This window comes from Neobacillus notoginsengisoli (assembly GCF_003515685.1).
Classification (GTDB): Bacteria; Bacillota; Bacilli; order Bacillales; family Cytobacillaceae; genus Bacillus_D; species Bacillus_D notoginsengisoli.
Genome location: NZ_QWEG01000011.1, coordinates 119,904 through 143,389, shown reverse-complemented (window position 1 = coordinate 143,389; position 23,486 = coordinate 119,904). Strand labels below are relative to the sequence as shown.

Annotated in this window: 21 protein-coding genes; 19 read left to right on the top strand and 2 right to left on the bottom strand. The window is 45.4% G+C overall.

Features of this window, described 5'->3' with window-relative positions:
* Positions 1–6: 6 nt before the first annotated feature.
* Positions 7–1,731, bottom strand: a complete 1,725-nt coding sequence (locus tag D1B31_RS17275) for an Rqc2 family fibronectin-binding protein (protein WP_118922714.1) — start codon at positions 1,729–1,731, stop codon at positions 7–9.
* Positions 1,732–2,150: 419 nt separating this feature from the next.
* On the opposite strand from D1B31_RS17275, the gene D1B31_RS17270 reads away from it, so the two are divergent.
* The 17 genes from D1B31_RS17270 (at position 2,151) to spoVM (ending at position 20,391) form a co-directional block, all read left to right on the top strand.
* The gene (locus tag D1B31_RS17270) at positions 2,151–4,832 is read left to right on the top strand and encodes a calcium-translocating P-type ATPase, SERCA-type (RefSeq protein WP_118922712.1); all 2,682 of its coding nucleotides are present in this window, start codon (positions 2,151–2,153) and stop codon (positions 4,830–4,832) included.
* Between the two features lie 73 nt (positions 4,833–4,905).
* Positions 4,906–5,784, top strand: coding sequence for a YicC/YloC family endoribonuclease (locus D1B31_RS17265; RefSeq protein WP_338036490.1), 879 nt, complete (start codon positions 4,906–4,908; stop codon positions 5,782–5,784).
* Positions 5,785–5,844: 60 nt separating this feature from the next.
* A complete protein-coding gene (gene remA / locus D1B31_RS17260) occupies positions 5,845–6,108 on the top strand; it encodes an extracellular matrix/biofilm regulator RemA (RefSeq protein ID WP_118922708.1) in 264 nt (87 codons plus the stop codon).
* Between the two features lie 10 nt (positions 6,109–6,118).
* On the top strand, positions 6,119–6,733 hold the full coding sequence (gene gmk, locus D1B31_RS17255) for a guanylate kinase (RefSeq protein WP_118922706.1): 615 nt from the start codon (positions 6,119–6,121) through the stop codon (positions 6,731–6,733).
* 1 nt (position 6,734) lies between these two features.
* The gene (rpoZ, locus tag D1B31_RS17250; protein ID WP_118922704.1) at positions 6,735–6,932 is read left to right on the top strand and encodes a DNA-directed RNA polymerase subunit omega; all 198 of its coding nucleotides are present in this window, start codon (positions 6,735–6,737) and stop codon (positions 6,930–6,932) included.
* 474 nt (positions 6,933–7,406) lie between these two features.
* On the top strand, positions 7,407–8,615 hold the full coding sequence (gene coaBC, locus D1B31_RS17245; protein WP_118922702.1) for a bifunctional phosphopantothenoylcysteine decarboxylase/phosphopantothenate--cysteine ligase CoaBC: 1,209 nt from the start codon (positions 7,407–7,409) through the stop codon (positions 8,613–8,615).
* Positions 8,612–11,026, top strand: a complete 2,415-nt coding sequence (gene priA, locus D1B31_RS17240) for a primosomal protein N' (RefSeq protein WP_118922700.1) — start codon at positions 8,612–8,614, stop codon at positions 11,024–11,026. The genes coaBC and priA overlap by 4 nt, the downstream gene beginning before the upstream one ends.
* A 218-nt stretch (positions 11,027–11,244) precedes the next feature.
* Positions 11,245–11,730: a peptide deformylase gene (gene def / locus D1B31_RS17235; protein WP_118922698.1), complete on the top strand. Its 486-nt coding sequence runs from the start codon at positions 11,245–11,247 to the stop codon at positions 11,728–11,730.
* On the top strand, positions 11,727–12,671 hold the full coding sequence (gene fmt, locus D1B31_RS17230) for a methionyl-tRNA formyltransferase (RefSeq protein WP_192894793.1): 945 nt from the start codon (positions 11,727–11,729) through the stop codon (positions 12,669–12,671). Before def ends, fmt begins: the two co-directional genes overlap by 4 nt.
* 65 nt (positions 12,672–12,736) lie before the next feature.
* A complete protein-coding gene (gene rsmB, locus D1B31_RS17225) occupies positions 12,737–14,086 on the top strand; it encodes a 16S rRNA (cytosine(967)-C(5))-methyltransferase RsmB (protein WP_118922689.1) in 1,350 nt (449 codons plus the stop codon).
* A 3-nt stretch (positions 14,087–14,089) separates the two neighbouring features.
* Positions 14,090–15,184: a dual-specificity RNA methyltransferase RlmN gene (gene rlmN / locus D1B31_RS17220; RefSeq protein ID WP_118922687.1), complete on the top strand. Its 1,095-nt coding sequence runs from the start codon at positions 14,090–14,092 to the stop codon at positions 15,182–15,184.
* On the top strand, positions 15,185–15,937 hold the full coding sequence (locus D1B31_RS17215; RefSeq protein WP_118922685.1) for a Stp1/IreP family PP2C-type Ser/Thr phosphatase: 753 nt from the start codon (positions 15,185–15,187) through the stop codon (positions 15,935–15,937).
* Positions 15,938–17,902 (top strand): Stk1 family PASTA domain-containing Ser/Thr kinase, encoded by a 1,965-nt coding sequence (gene pknB, locus D1B31_RS17210; RefSeq protein WP_118922683.1) that lies wholly within the window; start codon positions 15,938–15,940, stop codon positions 17,900–17,902.
* A gap of 54 nt (positions 17,903–17,956) precedes the next feature.
* Positions 17,957–18,838, top strand: coding sequence for a ribosome small subunit-dependent GTPase A (gene rsgA, locus D1B31_RS17205; protein WP_118922681.1), 882 nt, complete (start codon positions 17,957–17,959; stop codon positions 18,836–18,838).
* Between the two features lie 3 nt (positions 18,839–18,841).
* Positions 18,842–19,489 (top strand): ribulose-phosphate 3-epimerase, encoded by a 648-nt coding sequence (rpe, locus tag D1B31_RS17200; protein WP_118922679.1) that lies wholly within the window; start codon positions 18,842–18,844, stop codon positions 19,487–19,489.
* A 75-nt stretch (positions 19,490–19,564) separates the two neighbouring features.
* A complete protein-coding gene (locus D1B31_RS17195; protein ID WP_118922677.1) occupies positions 19,565–20,209 on the top strand; it encodes a thiamine diphosphokinase in 645 nt (214 codons plus the stop codon).
* Between the two features lie 98 nt (positions 20,210–20,307).
* Positions 20,308–20,391, top strand: a complete 84-nt coding sequence (gene spoVM, locus D1B31_RS17190) for a stage V sporulation protein SpoVM (RefSeq protein WP_048824436.1) — start codon at positions 20,308–20,310, stop codon at positions 20,389–20,391.
* 174 nt (positions 20,392–20,565) lie between these two features.
* On the opposite strand, the gene rpmB is transcribed toward spoVM, so the two are convergent.
* Entirely contained in the window at positions 20,566–20,754 is a 189-nt protein-coding gene (gene rpmB, locus D1B31_RS17185; protein WP_118922675.1) for a 50S ribosomal protein L28, read from the bottom strand.
* A 391-nt stretch (positions 20,755–21,145) separates the two neighbouring features.
* On the opposite strand from rpmB, the gene D1B31_RS17180 reads away from it, so the two are divergent.
* Positions 21,146–21,508, top strand: a complete 363-nt coding sequence (locus D1B31_RS17180) for an Asp23/Gls24 family envelope stress response protein (protein WP_118922673.1) — start codon at positions 21,146–21,148, stop codon at positions 21,506–21,508.
* Between the two features lie 22 nt (positions 21,509–21,530).
* Positions 21,531–23,201 (top strand): DAK2 domain-containing protein, encoded by a 1,671-nt coding sequence (locus D1B31_RS17175; protein ID WP_420846121.1) that lies wholly within the window; start codon positions 21,531–21,533, stop codon positions 23,199–23,201.
* Positions 23,202–23,486: the final 285 nt, after the last annotated feature.

The window sequence follows — 23,486 nt, the reverse complement described above, 5'->3', positions numbered from 1 at the left end:
TTTTATCTATTTATTCCGGCTATTTTGCCTAAGCGATAAAATCATTTCTTCTTCCGGAGTAACGTAGGCCGTTTTCTGGCTATCATATATCACGAAACCAGGCTTTGCCCCGCTTGGCTTTTTCACATGCCTGACACGCGTATAATCTACCGGCACCGAGCTGGAATTGCGAGCCTTTGAAAAATAGGCTGCCAGAATGGCTGCTTCCCTAATTGTATCGTCTGATGGGTCCTTGTGCCGGATTACGACGTGGGAGCCGGGAATATCCTTCGTGTGGAGCCAGAGCTCATCCCTGCCTGCAAGCTTAGTTGTCAAATAGTCATTTTGTTTATTATTTTTGCCTACAAGGATTTCTGTTCCGTCGGAAGCTGTATAAACATCAAGAACAGGCTTGGCGTTTTGTTGTTTTCTTACATTCTTCCTGTTGCGCTGCCTGATGTAGCCGCCCTCGGCAAGTTCTTCTCTTATTTCCTCTATGTCTCTAGGAGAAGCCGAATCGAGTTGCTGAAGGAGGCTGTCAAAATAGACCACTTCATTTTCCGCTATCTTAATCTGCTCCTGGACGGCTAAAACAGCATTTTTAGCCTTCTGGTACCTCGAAAAGTACTTCTGGGCATTTTCAGGCGGGGTTTTCTGCGGATCAAGCGGAATGACGGCCGTTCCGCCATTTTCATCATAATAATCAAGAACTTCAATTTCCTTCATACCTTTTTTGGCTGCATGCATATTAGCAGTAAGAAGCTCCCCGAATTTCTGGTATTGATCCGCTTTTTCAGCATCCTTCATCGTTTTTCTTAACTTTTCAATCTTCTTTTCATTTTTTTCCTTCTCGTTGGCAATAAAACGATCTAAATCACCGGCCCGCTGTTTCACCCGGTCCCGTTCTGCCTTTCCAAAATAAAAACGGTCCAGCATCTCACTTAATGAGCCAAAGGTTTTCGATTCCCCTTTCAAATGGAGAAGGGGGAATAAATAAAAAGCGTCCTTACTACCTGTAGAGGTTATAGCAGCTTCGATTTTATTTTGTCGCAAATCCTCAATCATGGATAGAAACGCATTCGGCAAAGTGGCCCTGTTGGCAAGCCCGCTCCTAAAAACAGCTTCTCTGGAAAACAGCGGCGAAACGCCCGAAAAAGCATCAACAAGCTGTTTATCAAGCTTCCCGCTGTTAAAGTCGATGGCCTGTAGGACATCTTCAGCAGTCGCCGAAAAGGGATCCTGCTTATGTTGCTCAGGCGGAGCGATGTATGTCTGTCCGGGTAGGACGGCCCTGTGTGTATTGACTGCAAAGGAAACATGCTTGATGCTGTCAAGGATAATTCCCCGGCTTTTATCAACAAGGATGATATTGCTGTGTTTTCCCATGATTTCAACAATCAATTGTTTATAGCTGACGTCGCCAATTTCATTTCTTCCTTTTATTTCAAAAATCAGGATTCTGTCTGTCCCGGATTGCCGGACACCTTCTAGGATATAACCTTCGATATGCTTTCTGAGCAGCATGCAGAACATTGGCGGTTCACTTGGATTTTCGTGGAATTCGCCAGTCAGCTGGACACGCCCGTAACTTGGGTGTGCTGACAGAAGGAGGCGGTGATTCGTTCCATTAGCACGGATGACTAAGATGATTTCATTTTTAAAAGGCTGCTGGACTTTATTGATCCGGCCGCCGGAAATGGTTTTTGCCAGTTCGCCGGTCATAGCTCTCGTAAATAATCCATCAAATGACATAAGTAGTACCTCTTTCTCCAGATAACTAGATAATTATTGAACATTGTTGTTGATTTGCGCTCCACAAAGGGAAGCTTCTGAGAATAATCATCGCAGGGACAGGCGGTTTTTGCCTGTCACGAGGCGCTTCGCTTTCCGCGGGGCGTCAGTGGAGCCTCCTCGGCGCTTTAGCGCCTGCGGGATTCTCCACCTTGCCGCTACATCCCGCCGGAGTCTTCGCACCTTCCGCTCCAATCAACTATGCATAATTATTTTGTTCAATCTATTTTTTAGTAGTTTTTTAATCCCGGTTAAAACAGCCGATTACCTCTATTTTAGCATTTTTTTGGACGAGGCTGAATAAGCTTACGTGAGAGCCTAAGATTGCGGCTTTAAAAGGCGAATCTGGAGGTAGTTAAAGGGGGAAGTGAAATGGCCGGATGAAATTCCACGAAATGAATGTAAAACAAGTTGAAAAGGCACTGAATACTGATTTTTCGTCTGGATTAACAATGGAAGAGTCGGCCAGGAGAATCAGCATCCATGGCTATAATGAGTTGGCTGAAGGGGAAAAGCAATCTGCATTGCTTCTATTTCTGAGCCAGTTTAAGGATTTCATGGTTCTAGTCCTGCTTGCAGCAACACTCGTATCAGGCCTGCTAGGTGAGTATATTGATGCCATTGCCATTATTGCCATTGTCATTTTAAATGGGTGCCTTGGCTTTTTTCAGGAAAGAAAGGCCGAAAAGTCTCTCCAGGCTTTAAAGGAATTATCTGCCCCCCAGATTATTGTGCTCCGTGAAGCGAAATGGATGAAGATTCCCTCAAAAGAGGCCGTACCAGGCGATGTAGTTAAATTTTCAAGCGGAGATCGAATCGGGGCGGATATTCGCATAATCGAATCGAACAGCCTTGAGATTGAGGAATCAGCCCTTACCGGAGAGTCAGTTCCTGTTTCAAAGGATGCGGACGTTCTCGTCGCAGAAAGTCCTGGATTGGGAGATATGGAAAATCTCGCATTTATGGGAACGATGGTGACAAGGGGAAGCGGGACAGGTACTGTTGTAGCAACCGGTATGAAAACGGCAATGGGACAAATTGCCGACTTGCTTCAAAATGCCGAAGCGGCAGAAACTCCGTTGCAGCGGAGACTTGCCCAGCTTGGTAAAATTCTTATTACAGTTGCCCTCATGTTAACCTTACTGGTCGTTATCATAGGATTGCTTCAGGGTCATGGGCTATATGAGATGGTCCTAGCCGGGGTGTCACTGGCCGTTGCTGCCATTCCTGAAGGTCTTCCTGCCATTGTAACAGTTGCTCTGTCACTTGGCGTCCAGAAAATGATTAAAAATAATGCAATCGTCAGAAAGCTTCCAGCCGTTGAAACCCTTGGCTGTGCTTCCGTCATTTGTTCCGATAAAACCGGTACGATGACGCAAAATAAAATGACTGTGACTCATCTTTGGAGCGGGGGGAAAACGTGGACAGTAGATGGAACAGGCTATCAGCCAAAAGGAAATTTTTATGCCGATAGCCGGGAGCCCATCAATTTACGTAAAGAAAAAGCGCTACAGCAAATGCTGATGTTCGGTATGCTCTGCAACCATTCTGAGCTTGTTTCAAAGGACAGGGAACTGGTGCTGGATGGAGACCCAACAGAGGGAGCGCTTCTTGTCAGTGCAATGAAAGCAGGCTATGACAGAAAAAAACTGCTTGAAGAATATGAAATTATCAACGAATTCCCATTTGATTCCACCCGGAAAATGATGAGTGTGGCCATTAGGGACAAGCACGGAAAACAATTTATTGTCACAAAAGGCGCACCTGATGTTTTAATCGGGGTAAGCAGCACGATCCTTGTTAACGGGAAAGTCCAGGCGATGAAGGGAGAGGCAAAAGCGGAAGCTTTAAAAGCTGTGGATAACCTGGCTGGAAAGGCTCTCAGGACGATTGCAGTCGCTTATAAACCAATTTCTTCAGGCTCCCTGATTTTGACTGAAAGGGAAGCGGAAAAGGATTTGATCTTCATTGGCATTCAAGGCATGATTGATCCGCCTCGCCCTGAAGTAAAAGATGCCGTCAGAGAATGCCGTGAAGCTGGAATAAAAACGGTGATGATAACCGGGGATCATGTTGCAACAGCTAAGGCGATTGCCAAGCAGCTTGGCATCCTTGAAAAAAACAGTACGGTTATGGACGGAAATAAACTGTCCGGACTTTCTGTTGAGGAACTGGAGAAAGTGGTGGAGGGGGTCTCGGTCTTTGCCAGAGTTTCTCCCGAACATAAATTGAAGATTGTAAAAGCCTATCAAAACCGGGGGCATGTTGTGGCGATGACGGGTGACGGAGTGAATGATGCACCTGCCATAAAGGCGGCTGATATTGGCGTAGCGATGGGAATTGCCGGCACCGATGTTGCAAAGGAAGCGTCCGCTCTCGTCCTTCTGGATGATAATTTTGCGACAATTAAATCAGCCATAAAGGAAGGCAGGAATATTTACGAGAATATCAGAAAGTTTGTTCGTTATTTGCTAGCTTCAAATGTTGGTGAAATTCTTGTTATGCTGTTTGCAATGATTCTCGGACTTCCCCTTCCGCTCGTCCCTATCCAGATTTTATGGGTTAACCTTGTGACAGATGGCCTGCCGGCTATGGCGCTGGGCCTTGATAAGCCGGAAGAAAACGTCATGAGGCGCAAACCAAGGAGCCCGAAAGAAGGGGTGTTCGCCCGTGGGCTTGGCTGGAAGGTCATTTCCCGGGGATTCTTAATTGGCATCGTTACCCTTGCAGCCTTCTTGGCTATTTATTACCGGCATCCCCAAGAGCTACATTATGCCCGGACAGTCGCATTTGCGACACTTGTCCTCGCTCAGTTAATTCATGTTTTCGACTGCAGAAGTGAAATATCTGTTCTTTCCAGAAATCCCTTTGGGAACCAATACCTTGTCTGGGCAGTCGTTTCATCCGCTGCTCTGATGGTTGCAGTTATCTACTATCCACCTCTGCAGCCTGTTTTCCACACGCTGCCGATCAAGGCGAGGGACTGGATGTTAATCGTAGGGTTATCCGCAATTCCAACTTTTTTATTGGCGGGAACATTTTTGGCAAGAAAAACAAAATAAGGTATGATATAATCACAAAGGTAGTAGAGAAGTCTCTATTACCTTTTCTTTATGGAACCGGAAGGATGTGCTGATGATGGTTATAAGCATGACTGGTTTTGGACACAGCAAAAAAGAGGCCGAAACCTTTTCCATAAATGTTGAAATAAAGACTGTGAATCACCGGTTTTGTGAATTTAGCTTCCGGATGCCGCGCTATTTGGTTAGAATGGAAGAGAAGATGAAGAAAACACTAGGCCGCCATATAAAAAGAGGGCGTGCAGAAGTGCATATCTCAATTGATGGTGACGGTCCCCACACGAAAAAACTAAAGGTTGACTGGAACTTGATTGATGATTTTTATCGTTTTGTTTCTGAGGCAGGCCCAAAATACGGATTCCATTCTGATGATGCGTTTAAACAAATTCTTACACGTGAAGACTTTATACATATTGAGGAATATGAGAACGGATTTGATAAATTCGAGCCCCTGATCCTCGAAGCATTGGATGAGGCCGGCGCCATGGTAAAGGAAATGCGATTGGCAGAGGGGGCCGAGCTCAAAAAGGATTTAATCGGAAATTTGCTTGAAATAAAGGAAATCGGCTTTGAATTGACCGGCTATGCCCCTTCCGTTGTTGAGCACTATAGAGCAAGGCTCGCAAAAAGAATGACAGATTTTCTTGGCGGGGAACTTGATGAATCCAGGCTTTTGGCTGAATCAGCTATTTTTGCTGATAAATCAGACATAAATGAAGAACTGGCAAGGCTGAAAAGTCATATAAGACAGTTTCTAACCATAATAGAAAAGGCCGAACCGATTGGCCGAAAGCTTGACTTTCTTGTACAGGAAATGAATAGGGAAGTGAATACGATTGGTTCCAAAGCAAATGACGCCGGAATTTCAGAAAAGGTTGTTGATATGAAAAGCCTGCTTGAGAAACTGAAAGAACAGATCCAAAACATTGAGTAGGCATTGTTTAGAAAGCGGCCCGAGGGTCGAAACTAACTTTTTGACGAGTGGAGAATTGGCATGCATATTAAATTGATAAACATTGGATTTGGCAATATCGCAAGTGCAAACCGGATCATTTCGATTGTAAGCCCAGAGTCCGCGCCGATCAAAAGAATTATTCAGGATGCCCGGGACAGGGGCTCATTAATTGATGCGACATATGGAAGAAGGACGAGGGCTGTCATCGTAATGGATAGCGATCATGTCATTTTATCGGCTGTCCAGCCTGAAACGGTGGCAGGAAGGCTTTCGGACCGTGAAGATATTTCGGAAGAAGGGTAGGATATACTAAATGCAAGAAAAAGGATTGCTTATCGTGCTTTCAGGGCCTTCAGGAGTAGGAAAAGGGACTGTTAGAAAGGAAATTTTCAGTCAGCCGGACACCTCCTTTGAATATTCAATTTCGATGACGACTAGGAAGCCCCGTGAAGGGGAAGTACATGGTGTGGATTATTTCTTTAAAACACGGGAAGAGTTTGAAGAGCTGATTTCCCAGGGCAAGCTTCTTGAATATGCTGAATATGTTGGCAACTATTATGGGACTCCTGTAGACTATGTAAGGGAAACTCTTGATGCCGGCAGAGACGTATTCTTGGAAATAGAAGTAAAAGGAGCGCGCCAGGTTCGGGAAAAGTTTCCTGAAGGGCTGTTTATTTTCCTGATGCCGCCGAGCCTGACAGAGCTTCAACACAGAATTGTGACAAGAGGCACCGAAACAGAAGATCTCATCCGCAACAGAATGCTTACAGCGCGGGAAGAAATTGAGATGATGCATCTTTATGATTATGTGGTTGAAAACGATCAGGTGGAACTTGCCTGTGAGCGCATTAAAGCCATCGTGACTGCGGAACACTGCCGCCGGGAACGAGTGGAACAACGTTATATCAAATTACTGGAGGCGGAATAAATTGCTATATCCATCAATAGATTCACTACTGAATAAAATTGATTCAAAATATTCGCTGGTATCTGTCGCTGCAAAACGCGCACGCTTTATGCAGCAACACGAGGACATGCGCCTTGAGAAATATGTATCCCATAAATTTGTCGGCAAGGCACTCGAGGAAATTGAAACCGAGGAATTAACCTACCGTATTAGTAAATAGCCAAAACATCGACTGAATCTGTCGGCTTTTCATTTTTTTTGCTTATTTAGCTAGTAAAAATCACGCTTGATAACAACCGGGAGAGGCTGGATGTGGGCAACTGCCCGTCAGCCTCTTTCTTTTTAAAAAAAGTCTGTGTTTAAGTGCAAGTGACGAGTTTTTGTAGTGTTGATTGGAGCGGAGGGCGCGTAGACTCCTGCGGGAGAAAAGGTCAGTGGGAGACCCCACAGGCGCTTGCGCCGAGGAGACTCCCAGACCGCCCGCGGAAAGCGAAGCGCCTGGAGCAGAAATCAACAGACTTGGTTAACACCGCTTTTAAAAGAAGCATGTGCCAAAAGCGGAAAACAATAAGAACAAACACAAGCGCCCATTGCCGGCGCTTGTGTTTTTAAAGAGGCAAAACGTGAAAAATTACCTCTATTCCTTCATAATGGAGACAGGAATTGTGAACCAAACAAGGCGGTGGATGCAAAAATGCTTAATAATAAAAAAATCCTGTTATGTGTGACAGGTGGAATTGCCGTTTATAAAGCAGCAGCTCTTACAAGCAAGCTCGTTCAGGCTGGCGCTCAAGTGAAAGTCATCATGAGCGAATCGGCTGCCAAATTTGTTGCGCCGTTAACTTTCCAAGCATTGTCCAGGAATGACGTATATACCGATACATTTGAGGAAAAGATACCCGGCGCGATTGCCCATATCGATTTGGCTGACTGGCCAGATCTGATTATTTGCGCTCCTGCAACGGCCAATACGATTAGCAAACTTGCTGCCGGAATTGCTGATAATATGGTTACGACTACAATGTTAGCTTCAACCGCTCCAGTGTGGATTGCTCCGGCAATGAATGTCCATATGTACAACCACCCGGCAATAAAGCGGAATATCGAAACACTTTACGAGTTCGGATATCGGTTTATTGAGCCGGCTGAAGGGTACCTGGCCTGCGGGTATGTGGGTAAGGGGCGGCTTGAAGAACCTGAAAAAATCGCAGAATTGGCAGACCGTTTTTTTCAGGGTGGAAAAGGGGACTTAAAGGGAAAAACCATTCTTGTCACCGCGGGACCGACAAGGGAGAGAATCGACCCAGTACGCTTTATTTCTAATGATTCAAGCGGGAAAATGGGCTATGCAATTGCGGAAGAAGCCGTAAAAAAAGGGGCCAACGTCATTCTTGTTTCCGGACCTGTAACCATTCAGCCGCCCAACGGAGCGATGGTCATTGATGTCGAAAGTGCCGAAGAAATGTACCATGCAATCCTTTCCAATTTTGATAAAGCCGATATTGTGATAAAATCAGCAGCTGTCTCTGATTACCGCCCGAAAACCTCATATGAGTATAAAGTGAAAAAGAAGCCGGGTGACGAAACAATCGAGCTCGAAAGAACGAAAGATATCCTCAAAGAGCTTGGGACACTTAAAACACATCAGGTGCTAATAGGGTTCGCAGCGGAAACAAATAATCTTGAGGAATATGCAAGGAAAAAGCTATTGGAAAAGAATGTGGATTTAATTGTGGCCAATAACGTAAAAACCAAGGGAGCCGGTTTCGGAAGCGAGACGAACATTGTGACACTGTTTAGACGTGACGGCTCTGGTGAAAGTCTTCCGATTATGTCAAAACACGAGGTCGCAAAAAGGATCTTGCGTGAAGCTTTTATTCTGGCAGAGGAGGCCGGTAAATGAATATTGCCAGTGTCATCGTCGATGTGCCTGCAAAACAAACGGATAAACCTTTCGACTACAGGATTCCTGAAGGGTGGCTAGGGACGATTGTTCCGGGGATGAGAGTCGTCGTACCATTTGGGCCGAGAAGGGTGCAAGGGTTTGTAGTCGCTTTAAAGGATCATTCAGAATTTAATAAACTCAGGGAAATCCATGAACCAATGGACCTGGTGCCTGTCTTGAACAAAGAGCTGCTGGAACTAGGAAATTGGCTTACTGACCATACACTCAGTTTTAAAATATCTGCTTTTCAGGCCATGCTTCCTGCGGCTCTGAAAGCAAAATACAATAAAAAGGTAAAGCTCGCCCAAGGAGTGAGCATCGAGGAACTGCCTGAAGGAATTCACCATTATTTTGAAGGCGGCCAGTCCATCGGCTGGGAGGATGCTGTAAAAGGAGGGCTTGTTCCCGTCCTTCAGAAGGAAGCTGCTGCGGGAAATGTAGAGGTCCTTTATGAAGTGCGTGAAAGGCTGGGCAAAAAGCAAATAAAATTTGTCTTCCCGCTCCTTTCACAAGATGAATTAAGATTAGCTTTGGAGGAAATATCCCCAAGAGCCGCCAGGCAAAAGGACCTTTTGGAATACTTCATTGAACACCCAGACCCCGCTGAGGCGCGAAAGCTTGTGGGGGACTCAGGCTTTTCCCCTTCTGCAATTAAAGGTCTTGTAGACAAAGGGCTGCTTGGCGAGAAAGAGCTTGAAGTTTACAGGGACCCATACGAAGATCGGGAATTTCCGAAAACTGAACCGCTTAAGCTGACTTTTGACCAGCATACGGCTATTGCACCAATCCTATCATCTATAGAGGAGAACCGCCACGAGGTGTTTTTGCTCTATGGAGTGACAGGCAGTGGGAAAACAGAAATATATTTGCAATCGATTCAGGAAGTTATCGAAGAAGGGAAGGAAGCAATTGTCCTCGTTCCTGAAATTTCCTTAACCCCGCAAATGGTCGAGCGTTTTAAAGGGCGGTTTGGCGCCAAGGTTGCTGTCCTGCACAGCGGACTTTCGGCAGGTGAGAAATACGATGAATGGAGAAAAATCCAGCGTCGCGAAGTAAAAGTCGCTGTCGGGGCGCGATCCGCCATTTTTGCCCCATTTGAAAATCTCGGAATCATCATTATTGATGAAGAGCATGAAACGAGCTATAAGCAGGAAGAAATGCCGCGTTACCATGCAAGGGATGTGGCAATTGAAAGGGGACGAAAGCACAAATGCCCGGTTATTTTGGGCAGTGCAACTCCTTCCCTTGAATCGTTTGCAAGGGCGCAAAAAGGGGTTTATTCTCTACTGAAGCTTCCGGATCGAATGAATAACCAGCCAATGCCGGAAGTCGAGATTGTCGATATGAGGGAAGAGTTGCGCTCAGGTAACCGGTCGATGTTTTCTCGTAAACTTTTTGAGAAAATGGAGGACAGGCTTGAAAAAAAGGAGCAGATTGTTCTTTTCCTTAATAAACGCGGCCACTCTTCATTCGTCATGTGCCGGGATTGCGGTTATGTCATGGGCTGCCCGCATTGCGATATATCGTTAACGTACCACAGAAGAAATGAGCAGATGAAATGCCATTACTGCGGCTATGAAAGCCGAGTGCCGCTGCAGTGCCCGGAATGCTTGAGTGAGCATATCCGCTACTTCGGCACCGGCACCCAAAAGGTTGAAGAAGAACTAGGCAAGCTCCTCCCTCATGCTAGAGTGGTAAGGATGGACATGGATACGACCGGGAGAAAAGGATCCCATGAAAGGCTTTTAAAAGAATTTTCCGAGGGAAGGGCAGACATCCTGCTCGGAACGCAAATGATTGCCAAGGGTCTCGATTTTCCGAATATCACACTAGTAGGTGTCTTGTCCGCCGACACGATGCTTCACCTTCCTGATTTCCGGTCTTCGGAAAAAACGTTCCAACTTCTGACACAGGTAAGCGGGAGGGCAGGGCGCCACGAACTTCTGGGAGAAGTCGTCATTCAAACGTACACGCCTGAACATTACAGCATTGAGCTCGCTGGCAGCCAAAACTATGACCTTTTTTATCAGAGGGAAATGATGAATAGAAAAGTCCATAAATACCCGCCTTTCTTTTACCTGGCCATGGTGACCGTCAGCCACGGCGAGCTGATGAAGGCAGTATCAGTCACAGAGCAGATTACTGCATTTTTGAGGGCAAGGGTATCAGAGGAAGCGGTCGTACTTGGGCCGGTCGCTTCTCCAATTCCCCGAATTAACGACCGCTACCGCTACCAATGCCTCGTGAAATATAAGCGGGAACCGGCCCTAGGGGAAAATTTGAAGCAAGTGCTTGATCGCTACCAAAAAGAAGATGGTTCCGGAGGCCTCCAAGTCTCAGTCGACCTCAACCCCTACCTGCTCATGTAGTAAGCGAGAAAATAGATTAGAAGAAACTTTTTTTGGCAAAAGTAATAAAGTGAAACTTCCATCAGTGGGGCGCTTTTTCCCCGCTGATGGTTAGTTGAACCAATCGGACCTTTACGGGCAGTTGACCCCCCTTATCTTTTTTGTACCCTAATTCTTGAATTTGGGGTCTTACTGCCCGTTAAGAGTGGGATATAAAAGGAAATTGGAGGAACAATCATTTGGCAATACGAAAAATAGTTCTGCATCCTGCAGAAATACTTGAGAAAAAATGTAATGAAGTGTCGCGTTTTGATAAAAAGCTCGCGAAGCTTCTTGATGATATGTACGATACGATGATTGAGTTTGATGGAGTAGGCCTCGCTGCCCCGCAAATCGGGCAACAAGTCCAAGTGGCGATTGTGGATGTCGATGATGAATCCGGGACAATTGAGATGGTGAATCCCCGCGTTCTGTCCGTTTCGGGGGAACAGACCGGGGCGGAAGGCTGCTTGAGCTTTCCGGGTCTTTATGGCGAAGTAACGAGACCTAATTATGTGAAAATTGAAGCCTATGACAGGAAGGGAAAAAAGTATTCACTTGAGGCGGAGGGGTTTCTTGCGCGGGCAATTCAGCATGAAATCGACCATTTAAACGGAATCCTTTTTACTTCTAAGGTAACGCGGTATTTGGAAGAAGACGAACTTGAGGGAGTGGCAGACGAGTGACGAAAGTAATTTTTATGGGGACGCCCGATTTTTCGGTGCCGGTACTAAGAAAGATTTTGGAGGATGGCTACAATGTCATCGCCGTAGTAACTCAGCCTGACAGACCGGTAGGGAGGAAAAGGGTATTGACACCTCCACCTGTCAAAACCGAGGCTTTAAAACATGGAATTCCTGTCTATCAGCCCGAAAAAATAAGGAACAGAGAAGAACTTGATAAGGTTATTGATTTAAAGCCGGATTTAATTGTGACAGCGGCTTTCGGGCAGATTTTGCCAAAAGAATTGCTTGAGGCCCCGGAATATGGCTGTATCAATGTCCATGCCTCACTTCTCCCTGAACTGCGCGGCGGCGCGCCAATTCATTATTCGATTATCCAAGGGAAGGATAAAACCGGGATTACCATTATGTATATGGAAGAAAAACTTGATGCAGGGGATATTCTTTCACAGGTTGAGGTTCCCATTACGGAAACGGATAATGTCGGAACGCTGCATGATAAGCTGAGCGTGGCGGGAGCGAAGCTTTTATCCGAGACACTGCCCCGGCTTTTAAAAGGGGAATTGACTCCGTTGAAACAAAATGATGAAGAGGCAACCTTTGCCTATAACATAAAAAGAGAACAAGAGCGAATCGACTGGTCAAAGGGCGGAAAAGAGATTTACAATCATATCCGCGGAATGAATCCGTGGCCGGTAGCCTATACAACGTTGGACGGACAAGTTGTGAAACTATGGGAAAGTGAAAAAGCACACGATTCCAAACAAGGCGGACCGGGTGAAATCCTATCCATCGATGAGAATGGAATCATTGTAGCGACTGGTGATCAAACTGCAATCAAAATCCTTAAGCTTCAGCCTTCTGGGAAAAAGCCAATGGACGCGGATGAATTTTTGCGCGGTGCTGGAGTGAAACTTCAGGCTGGGAATAAATTTGGCAGTTAAATTCATCGCTTCTTGATAGATTGAAAGGAGAGAAGGGCCCTTCTCGATCCAGTGGCCCGAAATGAGTGGCGGCAAAAACGAAAAATGTCAGGGAGACAGCTTTGGAGCTTCTCGAAACGATAGAAAAGAACCAGGCATACAGCAACTTGCTGTTGAACCATACGATTGAAAAGAATAAGCTGCCGCAAAAGGATATCGGCCTATTAACAGAGCTAGTTTATGGAACACTACAAAGGAGCATGACCCTTGATTATTTTCTTTCTCCCTTTCTGAAAAAGGGGAAGAAAGCAGACCCGTGGGTGATTCATTTGTTAAAACTGACAGTTTATCAAATGCTTTACCTTGACAGGATACCAGACAGGGCAGCTATTTTCGAGGCTGTGGAAATTGCGAAAAAGCGGGGGCATAAGGGGATCTCTTCCATGGTAAACGGGGTATTGAGAAGTATACAGAGAGAAGGGGTTCCTTCACTTGAAGAGATTAAAGATCCATCAGAACGCCTCGCTATAGAGACAAGCCATCCAACGTGGCTTGTAAAGAGATGGCTTGATCAATTCGGATATGAAAAGACGAAAGAAATGTGTGAAATCAATTTGACCGCTCCACTCCAGACTGCAAGGGTCAACTTAACAAGGATGACCAGGGACGATTGCATAAAGCATTTGGAATCGGAGGGCTTCAAGGTAGAGGCAAGCCCGATTATCCCGGAGGCAATCAGGGCGCTAAAAGGAAATCTCGCTCATTCTTCGGCTTTTAAAGAGGGACTCTTGACCATTCAAGATGAGAGTTCCATGCTTGCTGCCTACGCACTTGGGGTAAAAGAGGATGAAACAATCCTCGATGCATGTGCCGCGCCAGGGGGGAAGAGCACCCATATCGCTGAAAAGCTTTCCGGGACGGGAAAAGTTATTTCGCTCGATCTGCATGAACACAAAGTGAAGCTAATCAGGGATAATGCTTCAAGGCTGGGGCTTCGGAATATAGAAGCCAGTGCGATGGACAGCAGAAATGCATCAGGCAGTTTTCAGCCTGAAACGGTTGACAGGATTCTCCTTGACGCGCCTTGTTCAGGCTTGGGCGTCATGAGAAGGAAACCTGATATGAAGTATACGAAAAGGGAAAAAGACCTTGAAAGACTCGTTCAGATTCAGCAGGAACTCTTGGATTCGGTTGCTCCATTGTTAAAAAAAGGTGGAATTCTTGTCTACAGTACGTGTACAGTAGATAAAGGAGAAAACCAGGACAGTGTGGCGGCATTCCTTCAAAGGCATCCCGAGTTCGAATTCGATGAAAGTCTCATTGATAGAATGCCTGCGGCTGTAAGGCCACTCATAACAAATAGCAGCCTGCAAGTAATGCCTCAGGATTTTGGCTCTGACGGTTTTTATATTGCAAGTCTGCGAAAGAAGGTGTAACGGTTGGAAAACGTAAATACAACAAAGAAAAGCACAGAAGAAGAAACACAGAAACCGTCGATTTATTCCCTTCAGCTTCATGAACTGAAGGAATGGCTTACAGATAATGGGGAAAAACCATTTCGGGCTGAGCAAATTTTTGACTGGTTATATCAGAAAAGAGCTGGGTCCTTCGAGGAAATGAGCAACCTTTCAAAAGGTCTAAGGGAGAAGCTCGATCATCACTTCAACCTTACAACCTTAAATACGGTCATCCAACAAACCTCCGCGGATGGCACCATCAAGTTTTTATTTGAATTGCATGACGGGTATTCCATTGAGACAGTGCTCATGCGCCATGAGTACGGAAATTCTGTTTGTGTCACAACACAGGTTGGCTGCAGGATCGGCTGCACCTTTTGCGCCTCCACGCTGGGAGGATTAAAGCGTCATCTTGAAGCGGGGGAAATCGTCGCCCAGGTTGTCAAGGTCCAACAGGCATTAGATGAATCGGATGAGCGGGTAAGTTCAGTGGTCATTATGGGAATTGGCGAACCTTTTGACAATTATGATAACATGCTATCTTTCCTGAAAATCATTAATCATGACAAAGGACTGAATATAGGTGCTCGCCATATAACAGTGTCAACAAGCGGAATCATTCCGAAAATCTATCAGTTTGCAGATGAAAACATGCAAATCAATTTTGCCATCTCCCTCCATGCCCCTAACACAGAACTCCGGAGCAGGCTGATGCCGATTAACCGTGCCTATAAACTTGATGACTTAATGAAAGCTGTAAGGTATTATATCGATAAGACAGGGAGAAGAATAAGCTTTGAATACGGGTTGTTTGGGAATGTAAACGACCAGCTGGAGCATGCTGAACAATTGGCTTCTCTCGTAAAAGGGCTAAAATGCCATGTCAATTTGATTCCTGTCAACTATGTTCCGGAACGGGATTATGTCCGCACACCAAAAGACCAAATTATTGCTTTTGAAAAGGCTTTGAAAAACAGGGGAATCAATGTGACAACAAGAAGGGAACAGGGCCATGATATTGACGCTGCCTGCGGACAGCTGCGTGCGAAGGCGCGTCAGGAGGAGTTGGAGAAGTAGATGAAAGCGGTCTATATGACTGATCAGGGGAAAATCAGAAGCCATAACGAAGACTGTGGAGGCATTTTTTTGAATGGCGACGGAAACCGGCTCGCTATAGTTGCGGACGGGATGGGCGGCCACAGGGCTGGCGATGTTGCTAGTGGAATGGCTTTGACGGAAATGAAGAAGTTCTGGGAAACATCCTCGGGCATTAATCGGCCTGACCAGGCCGAGACTTGGTTTAAAGAACATATCACACTTGTGAATGACTCACTTTTTAAACATGCCCGGGCAAATGAAGAATGCGATGGAATGGGGACAACGATTGTAGCAGCGATTATGCTTGAAGATTTTGCAACGATTGCAAATATCGGCGATAGCCGCTGCTATATTCTTAATGAGTCCGGGTTCAGGAAAATTACCGAGGATCATTCACTTGTTAACGAGCTGCTGCGCTCTGGTCAGATTTCAAGGGAAGACGCGGAAAATCATCCCCGGAAGAATGTCCTGCTCAGAGCCCTTGGTACGGAAGAAAAAGTTGAAATGGACGTAAGCACGATTATGTTCGAAGAAGGGGATGCCCTATTGCTTTGCTCTGACGGCCTTTCAAACAAGGTAAACGAGAAGGAAATGGCTGAAGTGCTAAAGAGCGGCGACAGTCTGGAGGATAAAGCAGCCCGTCTTGTTTCGCTTGCCAATGAATATGGCGGGGAAGACAATATAACCCTGGCGATTGTCGAATTTACCCGAGTCAGCGAGGGTGATGACTAAATGATGATTGGAAAAAGGATCAGCGGCCGCTATAAAATTTTGGATGCTATCGGCGGCGGTGGCATGGCCAATGTTTACCTTGCTCATGATGTCATTCTTGACCGGAATGTTGCCGTTAAGGTGCTCCGTCTTGACTTTGCAAATGACGAAGAATTCATCCGCCGCTTCCATCGCGAGGCCCAGTCGGCAACGAGCCTGGCCCACCCGAATATTGTCAGCATTTATGATGTTGGCGAGGAAGAGGGCATTTACTATATTGTCATGGAATTTGTGGATGGCCAGACCCTTAAGCAGTACATACAGCAATTTTCCCCGCTAAGGGTCGATGCTGCAATTGATATTATGAGGCAGCTGACGTCAGCGATCGCCCATGCGCACCAAAATCATATCGTCCACCGGGATATTAAGCCGCACAATATTCTTGTTGACAATAAAGGCAATGTAAAAATTACCGATTTCGGAATTGCCATGGCGCTAAGCGCGACAAGCATCACTCAGACCAATTCAGTTCTCGGTTCTGTCCACTATCTGTCACCTGAACAGGCGAGGGGCGGAATGGCGAATAAAAAGTCTGATATTTATTCCCTGGGGATCGTCATGTTTGAACTTTTGACAGGCCGGCTTCCTTTTTTCGGGGAATCCGCGGTTTCAATTGCGCTAAAGCACTTGCAAACCGAAACGCCATCCATCAGGAGATGGAACCCGCAAATTCCCCAAAGTGTCGAAAACATCGTCTTGAAGGCAACGGCAAAGGACCCTTTTCTTCGATATGACAGTGTTGAGGAAATGGAAGAAGATTTACAGACATCTCTTTATCCAGAGAGATTAAATGAACCTAAATTCTTTGTCCCTGAAGATATCGACGCAACGAAAGCTATTCCCGTCATAACGGCGGAGCAATCCGTGAAAAATCTTGACGAGACAATCGTCCATGGACAGGCAAAGCATGAGGAAACCGCGGCAAAGCCAAAACAAGGAAACGAAAAGAAAAAGCGAAAAAAATGGCCGATTATTCTTGTTTCGACCTTTATTTTATTAGTACTCCTGGGTATAGGCGCAATTACGGTGTTTCCCGGAATATTCGGCGCAAAGGATAGAGAAATTCCTGATGTGAGTGGCGGAACGCTGGACAATGCCATTTCCGAGTTAAAGCAAGCTGGCTTTACCATTGGAGATACAAAGGAAATAACCCATGAAGATATACAGGAAGGTTTAATAGTGAAAACGGACCCGCCAGCCGGTAGAACGGTTAAGGAAGGTACGGAGATAGATTTGTATGTCAGCTCTGGCAAGGAAAAATTCGAGCTATCTGATTATAAGGACAGGCAATATGATACGGTTGCGGCCCTCTTGGATAAGGAGAATTTCAAGGATATCAGGGCAAATGAAATTTATGACGACAGTGATCCGGGAACGATTCTTAAACAGAACTTACCTCCGGGAAGATCGGTTGTCCCTGAAGAGACTGAATTAGAATTCACTGTCAGTAAAGGTCCTGAAAAAATTACCCTGCGCGATTTAAGAGGGTACAATGAAAAGACACTTGATGATTATGCGGACCTCACTGGACTGAATATAAAAAAAGCCGAACCAGTCTACGATGATAACGTGGATAAAGGGCTTGTCATTTCACACACGCCTCCTCCAGGCACTCAGCTTGTAAAGGGGGAAACCGTCACGGTTGTCCTTTCTAAAGGGAAAGAAGAAATTTTGCCGAGAACATACAGAAAAGAAGTAATGGTCGAATACAATCCAGACGTGCCCGGTCAGCCGCAGGAATACGCCATTCTTATTGATGATGTTGAGCACAGCATGACAGAAGCTGCGGATACAGGCGTGATTACAGCGAACAGGACATTTGTCATTGAGTTGAAAGTGCCTTATGGCAAAAAAGCAGGCTACAAGATTATGCTGGACAATAGAGTGATTGAAGATGAAACAATCACTTATGATGAAGCGCAATAACTTTAACCGGAGTATTTATCGGCCAGTGCGAATGAATAATCAAGGAGTGTGTATATGCCTGAAGGAAAAATTATCAAGGCATTGAGTGGATTTTACTATGTGGTGAATGAAGATGGAGTGACTCAGTGCAGGGGAAGAGGAGTTTTCCGGATAAACAACATTACTCCACTAGTTGGGGATAATGTTGTATTTCAAGCGGAAAATGATAAGGAAGGATACATTCTGGAGGTCAAAGAGCGGAAGAATGAGCTAGTCAGGCCGCCAATCGCGAATGTTGACAGAGCTTTTTTAGTCTTTTCGGCTGTCGAACCTACCTTCAGCCCGGCATTATTGGACCGTTTCCTCGTTCTCGTTGAGTACAATCACATTGAGCCTATTATTTGTATCACGAAAACGGATCTCGCAAGCGAGGCGGAGTTGGAAATGCTTGAGGACTATGCAACGGGATATAGGGCGGCTGGCTATGAAGTTCTTTTCGTCTCGTCCGAAACCGAAGCTGGTGTTGAACAGCTCTATCCGCATCTTGAACAAAAAATTTCCGTTTTCGCGGGGCAGTCCGGGGTAGGCAAGTCCTCCCTTTTAAATGTGCTCAGACCAGATTTGGATTTAAAAACAAATGATATATCTGCCCATTTAGGAAGGGGACGCCACACGACCCGCCATGTTGAACTAATTGAAATTGGGGACGGGCTTGTAGCTGATACCCCCGGATTCAGTTCGCTCGAGTTCCAGGAGATTGAAGCGGAAGAGCTCGGTTCATGCTTTCCGGAAATCATGAAAGCAAGCGAACGCTGCAAGTTTCGTGGCTGCCTTCATGTGAAGGAACCGAAATGCGCTGTAAAAGCAGCCGTTGAGGAGGAGGTCATTCCTCGTTACCGGTATGAAAATTATTTAAACTTTTTGCAGGAAATAAAAGATAGAAAGCCGAGGTACTAATGAATGGTGAAAATTGCACCTTCCATCCTTTCAGCAGATTTCTCTAAGCTGGGAGAGGAAATTAAAGATGTTGAACGAGGCGGAGCGGATTATATCCATGTCGATGTCATGGATGGCCATTTTGTCCCGAATATCACGATTGGACCGCTCATCGTTGAAGCAGCAAGAAGAGCAACAAGCCTCCCACTTGATGTCCATTTAATGATTGAGAATCCCGATCTTTATATTGAGGATTTTTCAAAAGCGGGTGCAGATTACATTACTGTCCATGTTGAGGCATGCCGCCATTTACACAGGACCATTCAACTGATTAAAAGTTTCGGGGTGAAAGCAGGCGTTGTCCTGAACCCTGCAACTCCGGTCAGTTCAATAGAACATGTCATTGAAGATGTGGATATGGTTTTGCTAATGTCCGTTAACCCGGGTTTTGGCGGGCAAAAATTCATTCCGGGAGTACTACCGAAAATACGGGAAGTGAAGTCAATGGCGGACAGGTTCTCTACAGAGGTTGAAATTGAAGTGGATGGCGGCGTAAACGCTGAAACGGCCAGGCTTTGTATTGAGGCTGGAGCAACGGTCTTAGTCGCTGGTTCTGCAATCTATAATCAGTCTGACAGGGCCAAGGCAATTGCCGAAATCCGCGGCAGCTGAACCTAACGTATTTTGCCAGCTTTGTGCTGGCTTTTTCTTATTGTCAAGAATATTTAACGATAGGAGGCAAGTAGTTTGAATATAAATATTATGGGCGGAGGACCGCCTGCCCTTATCCCGTCACTTGAATCCTATAGAAGTCCTGAAGATAAATGGATCGGAGTGGACCGGGGGACGGCCGTGCTGTTGGAGCGAGGTATTAATCCGTATGCTGCTTTCGGGGACTTTGATTCGGTAACCGAAGAGGAATTAGCCTTCATTAAAACGAGTATTCATAATCTCCGAAAAGTGAAACCCGAAAAGGATGAAACGGATATGGAACTTGCCCTCGAATGGGCTGTTCAACAAAATCCTCGTATGATTCGGCTTTTTGGAGCGACAGGGGGAAGAATTGATCATTTCCTTGCAAACCTTCAGCTCATGCAAAGATATAATGAGAAACAATATGCTCCTGAGCTAAAGATGATTGATATCCGTAACACCGTATACATAAAATCCGCTGGTACTTATCAGGTGAAAAAAGATGAAAATAAATATATATCCTTCCTGCCTGGAACGAGTGATGTGTCTGGCCTGACATTGAAAGGGTTTAAATACCCTCTAGAAAACCGCCATATTCCAAAGGGTTCAACATTATGCATTAGCAATGAACTTGTTGGCGATTATGGTACTTTTTCATTTTCCGAAGGCATATTAATAATCATAAGAAGCGATGACTGAGTTGCTTTCGGATTTTATGTACTTATTTATAATGAAAGAATATCCTGAATATGAATGAGGTAGAGATTAAGGCGTGTGAAAAGGTGAGGAGGGGCATTATGAAATTCTATACAATCAAACTGCCAAGGTTCCTAGGCGGACTGGTAAGGGCCATGATCGGGATGTTTAGAAAAGGTGAATGAAAAAGGTGGCACCCTTCTGCAGGGTGCTTTTGTTTTCGTGTAGGAAACCAACTAAACGCGGTTTTATTCGATGCAAGGAACCGAATTCGTGATAGTAACCCAGTAAATCGAGCCTTCGGGGTATCGTTTTATAAGCAAAAAAGGCACCCATTTGGATGCCTTTTTCTGATTGTATTAAACGCGTTCAACTTTGCCTGATTTAAGCGCCCTTGCGGAAACCCATACGCGCTTAGGCTTCCCGTCAACAAGAATGCGTGCTTTTTGAAGGTTTGCACCCCATGTGCGCTTGTTTGCGTTCATAGCGTGAGAACGTTTATTTCCTGTTGTTGTTTTCCTGCCGGTAATAACACATTTGCGTGGCATATTCTTTCCCTCCTTAACATCCAAAAGCAAGTACTTTTAAGAGATCGGTGTCAATATCCGGTACAAATCCGGTGCGGGGAAAATAAAACTATCCCCGTTTATAAAAGATACTTTAATAATTTATCACACAACCATTATGATTGCAATAGATGAACAAAAAGCTTTCAAGAAAAAAACCTTGACATCAAAGCCAAAGTGTTGCTGTATTATTAAAGGGCAGTATAACTTTTAAAAAAGACGGGACTATAGTAAAATGACTTTAGCTAATGAGCAAGAAGGAATGGCGAAATCGCCTCGATATAGGTGAAGAACACTGTACCGAGGCTCAGTAGCTGGACAAATCTCGAGTAGAATAGTTGCTTTTGGATTTTTATTAAAAGGGGGAACGTTCATGTCCATCGAAATGAAAACGAAGTTCGGGCAAATCGATATTTCAAATGAAGTAATCGCAACCATTTCAGGCGGCGCGGCAATAGACTGCTATGGCATCGTTGGGATGGCTTCGAAAAACCAAATCAGGGACGGCCTCACTGAGATCTTGCGGAAGGAAAACTTCACACGCGGGGTGATTGTCCGCCAGGAAGAGGGCCAGGTCCATATCGATATGTACATTATCGTAAGCTACGGAACGAAAATTTCCGAGGTTGCCCACAACGTGCAATCGAAAGTGAAATATACCCTCGAAAAAACAGTTGGCTTAACGGTTGACTCGGTAAATATTTACGTTCAGGGAGTTCGTGTAGCGAACCCGTAGTGAGGAGGAAGTTTTTGTGTCTATGAAAGAACTAAATGGTGCACAGTTTGCGGAGATGGTTATCCAGGGGGCCAACCACCTTTCAGCTAATGCGAAACTGGTTGACTCTTTAAATGTTTTTCCTGTACCGGATGGCGATACTGGGACGAATATGAACCTGTCCATGACATCGGGCGCCAAGGAAGTTAAGAACAATGTACAAAAACATATTGGCAAAGTCGGATCAGCTCTTTCAAAAGGGCTTTTAATGGGTGCGCGCGGAAATTCCGGCGTCATTTTGTCTCAGTTATTCAGGGGCTTTGCAAAAGCGATTGAGAACAAAGAGTCGATTGGCGGGAAAGAATTTGCTGCCGCGCTTGAAGCTGGAGTGGAAACTGCCTATAAAGCTGTTATGAAACCAGTTGAAGGAACGATTTTGACCGTTGCTAAGGATTCAGCGCGCAAAGGGGTACAGGCAGCAACGAAGTCGGATGATATTATTGAAATAATGGAAGCGGTATTTGCTGAGTCAAAGGCCTCCCTAGAAAGGACACCTGACTTGCTGCCGGTGTTGAAAGAGGTAGGCGTTGTTGACAGCGGCGGGCAGGGGCTCGTCTTTGTTTATGAAGGCTTCCTTGCAGAGTTGAAGGGAGAAAAACTTCCTGATTCGCCAGCAGCGATGCCATCTATGACTGATCTTGTGAGTGCCGAACACCATCGGAGCGTTCAAGCCTACATGAATACAGAAGATATTGAATTCGGTTACTGCACCGAATTCATGGTCCGATTTGAAAAGGACAAGCTTGCTGGAAGAACTTTCAAGGAAGAACTATTTAGGCAGGACCTTAGTAAATATGGTGATTCTCTTCTCGTCATTGCTGATGAGGAAGTTGTCAAAGTCCATATCCACTCCGAAGAGCCTGGCACAGTCCTAAGTTATGGCCAGCGGTATGGAAGTTTGATTAATATTAAGATTGAGAATATGCGCCAGCAACATTCCACTATCATTGGTGAAACCCATACTCCTCTTGTAACAGGGAACAAAAAAGTGGAACGACGCGAATATGGGGTTGTTACAGTATCAATGGGTTCGGGAATAGCAGAATTATTCAAAAGCATTGGGGCCCATTCCGTGATCGAGGGCGGACAGACAATGAATCCGAGCACTGAAGATATTGTCAAAGCAATTGAAGAAGTAAACGCTGATAAGGTGTTTATTTTGCCAAACAATAAAAATATTATTATGGCAGCGCAGCAGGCTGCAGAAGTAATCGGTTCACAAGCCGTCGTCATCCAGTCGAAGACGGTTCCTCAGGGCTTGTCGGCATTGCTTGCCTTTAACCCGGGTACTGATATGGATTCAAATGAAGCCGCGATGAACGAGGCTATGAGCCATGTAAAAACGGGACAGATTACCTATGCTGTACGTGATACGAGCATTGACGGGCTTGAAATCGAAAAAGACGATTTCATGGGAATCAATGAAGGTAAAATTGTTGTGAAGAGCAGGGAAAAGGCGGCTGCGGCCCGTGAACTTCTCGCCAAAATGCTTGATGAAGATTCTGAAATTCTCACCATTCTAAAGGGCGAGGATGTAACGGATGAAGAGGCCGAGGCAATTACCCAGTTTGTTGAAGAAAACTTCAAGGATGTCGAAGTTGAAATCCATGATGGGAAACAACCGCTTTATTCCTTCATTTTCGCAGTCGAATAAGATAAAAAAGGCATTCCTCCAGGATAGGGGAATGCCTTTTTTGTTAATTATATAGGTTGAAATTAATTTTTACACAAATTAGCCAAGGAAGTAGGTTGATTGGAGCGGAAGGCACGAAGACTCCTCGAAAATGCTATCGCATTTCCTTCGTGCAAAGCCTATTCAAGGTAGCCATTTGTCCTGCGGGATGCGGCGGCAAGGTGGAGACCCCACAGGCGCCAAGGCGCCGAGGAGGCTCCACTGACGCCCCGCGGAAAGCGAAGTGCCTCGTGACAGGCAAAAAGC

Bases quoted from the DNA above. Each gene is read 5' to 3' on its own strand.
- spoVM (WP_048824436.1), top strand. From the start codon at position 20,308: ATGAAATTCTATACAATCAAACTGCCAAGGTTCCTAGGCGGACTGGTA.
- D1B31_RS17175 (WP_420846121.1), top strand. From the start codon at position 21,531: ATGAAAGAACTAAATGGTGCACAGTTTGCGGAGATGGTTATCCAGGGG.
- gmk (WP_118922706.1), top strand. From the start codon at position 6,119: ATGCAAGAAAAAGGATTGCTTATCGTGCTTTCAGGGCCTTCAGGAGTA.
- D1B31_RS17275 (WP_118922714.1), bottom strand. From the start codon at position 1,731: ATGTCATTTGATGGATTATTTACGAGAGCTATGACCGGCGAACTGGCA.
- D1B31_RS17180 (WP_118922673.1), top strand. From the start codon at position 21,146: ATGTCCATCGAAATGAAAACGAAGTTCGGGCAAATCGATATTTCAAAT.
- rpmB (WP_118922675.1), bottom strand. From the start codon at position 20,754: ATGCCACGCAAATGTGTTATTACCGGCAGGAAAACAACAACAGGAAAT.
- pknB (WP_118922683.1), top strand. From the start codon at position 15,938: ATGATGATTGGAAAAAGGATCAGCGGCCGCTATAAAATTTTGGATGCT.
- priA (WP_118922700.1), top strand. From the start codon at position 8,612: ATGAATATTGCCAGTGTCATCGTCGATGTGCCTGCAAAACAAACGGAT.
- D1B31_RS17265 (WP_338036490.1), top strand. From the start codon at position 4,906: ATGATGGTTATAAGCATGACTGGTTTTGGACACAGCAAAAAAGAGGCC.
- D1B31_RS17215 (WP_118922685.1), top strand. From the start codon at position 15,185: ATGAAAGCGGTCTATATGACTGATCAGGGGAAAATCAGAAGCCATAAC.
- rpe (WP_118922679.1), top strand. From the start codon at position 18,842: ATGGTGAAAATTGCACCTTCCATCCTTTCAGCAGATTTCTCTAAGCTG.
- coaBC (WP_118922702.1), top strand. From the start codon at position 7,407: ATGCTTAATAATAAAAAAATCCTGTTATGTGTGACAGGTGGAATTGCC.
- remA (WP_118922708.1), top strand. From the start codon at position 5,845: ATGCATATTAAATTGATAAACATTGGATTTGGCAATATCGCAAGTGCA.
- rsgA (WP_118922681.1), top strand. From the start codon at position 17,957: ATGCCTGAAGGAAAAATTATCAAGGCATTGAGTGGATTTTACTATGTG.
- D1B31_RS17270 (WP_118922712.1), top strand. From the start codon at position 2,151: ATGAAATTCCACGAAATGAATGTAAAACAAGTTGAAAAGGCACTGAAT.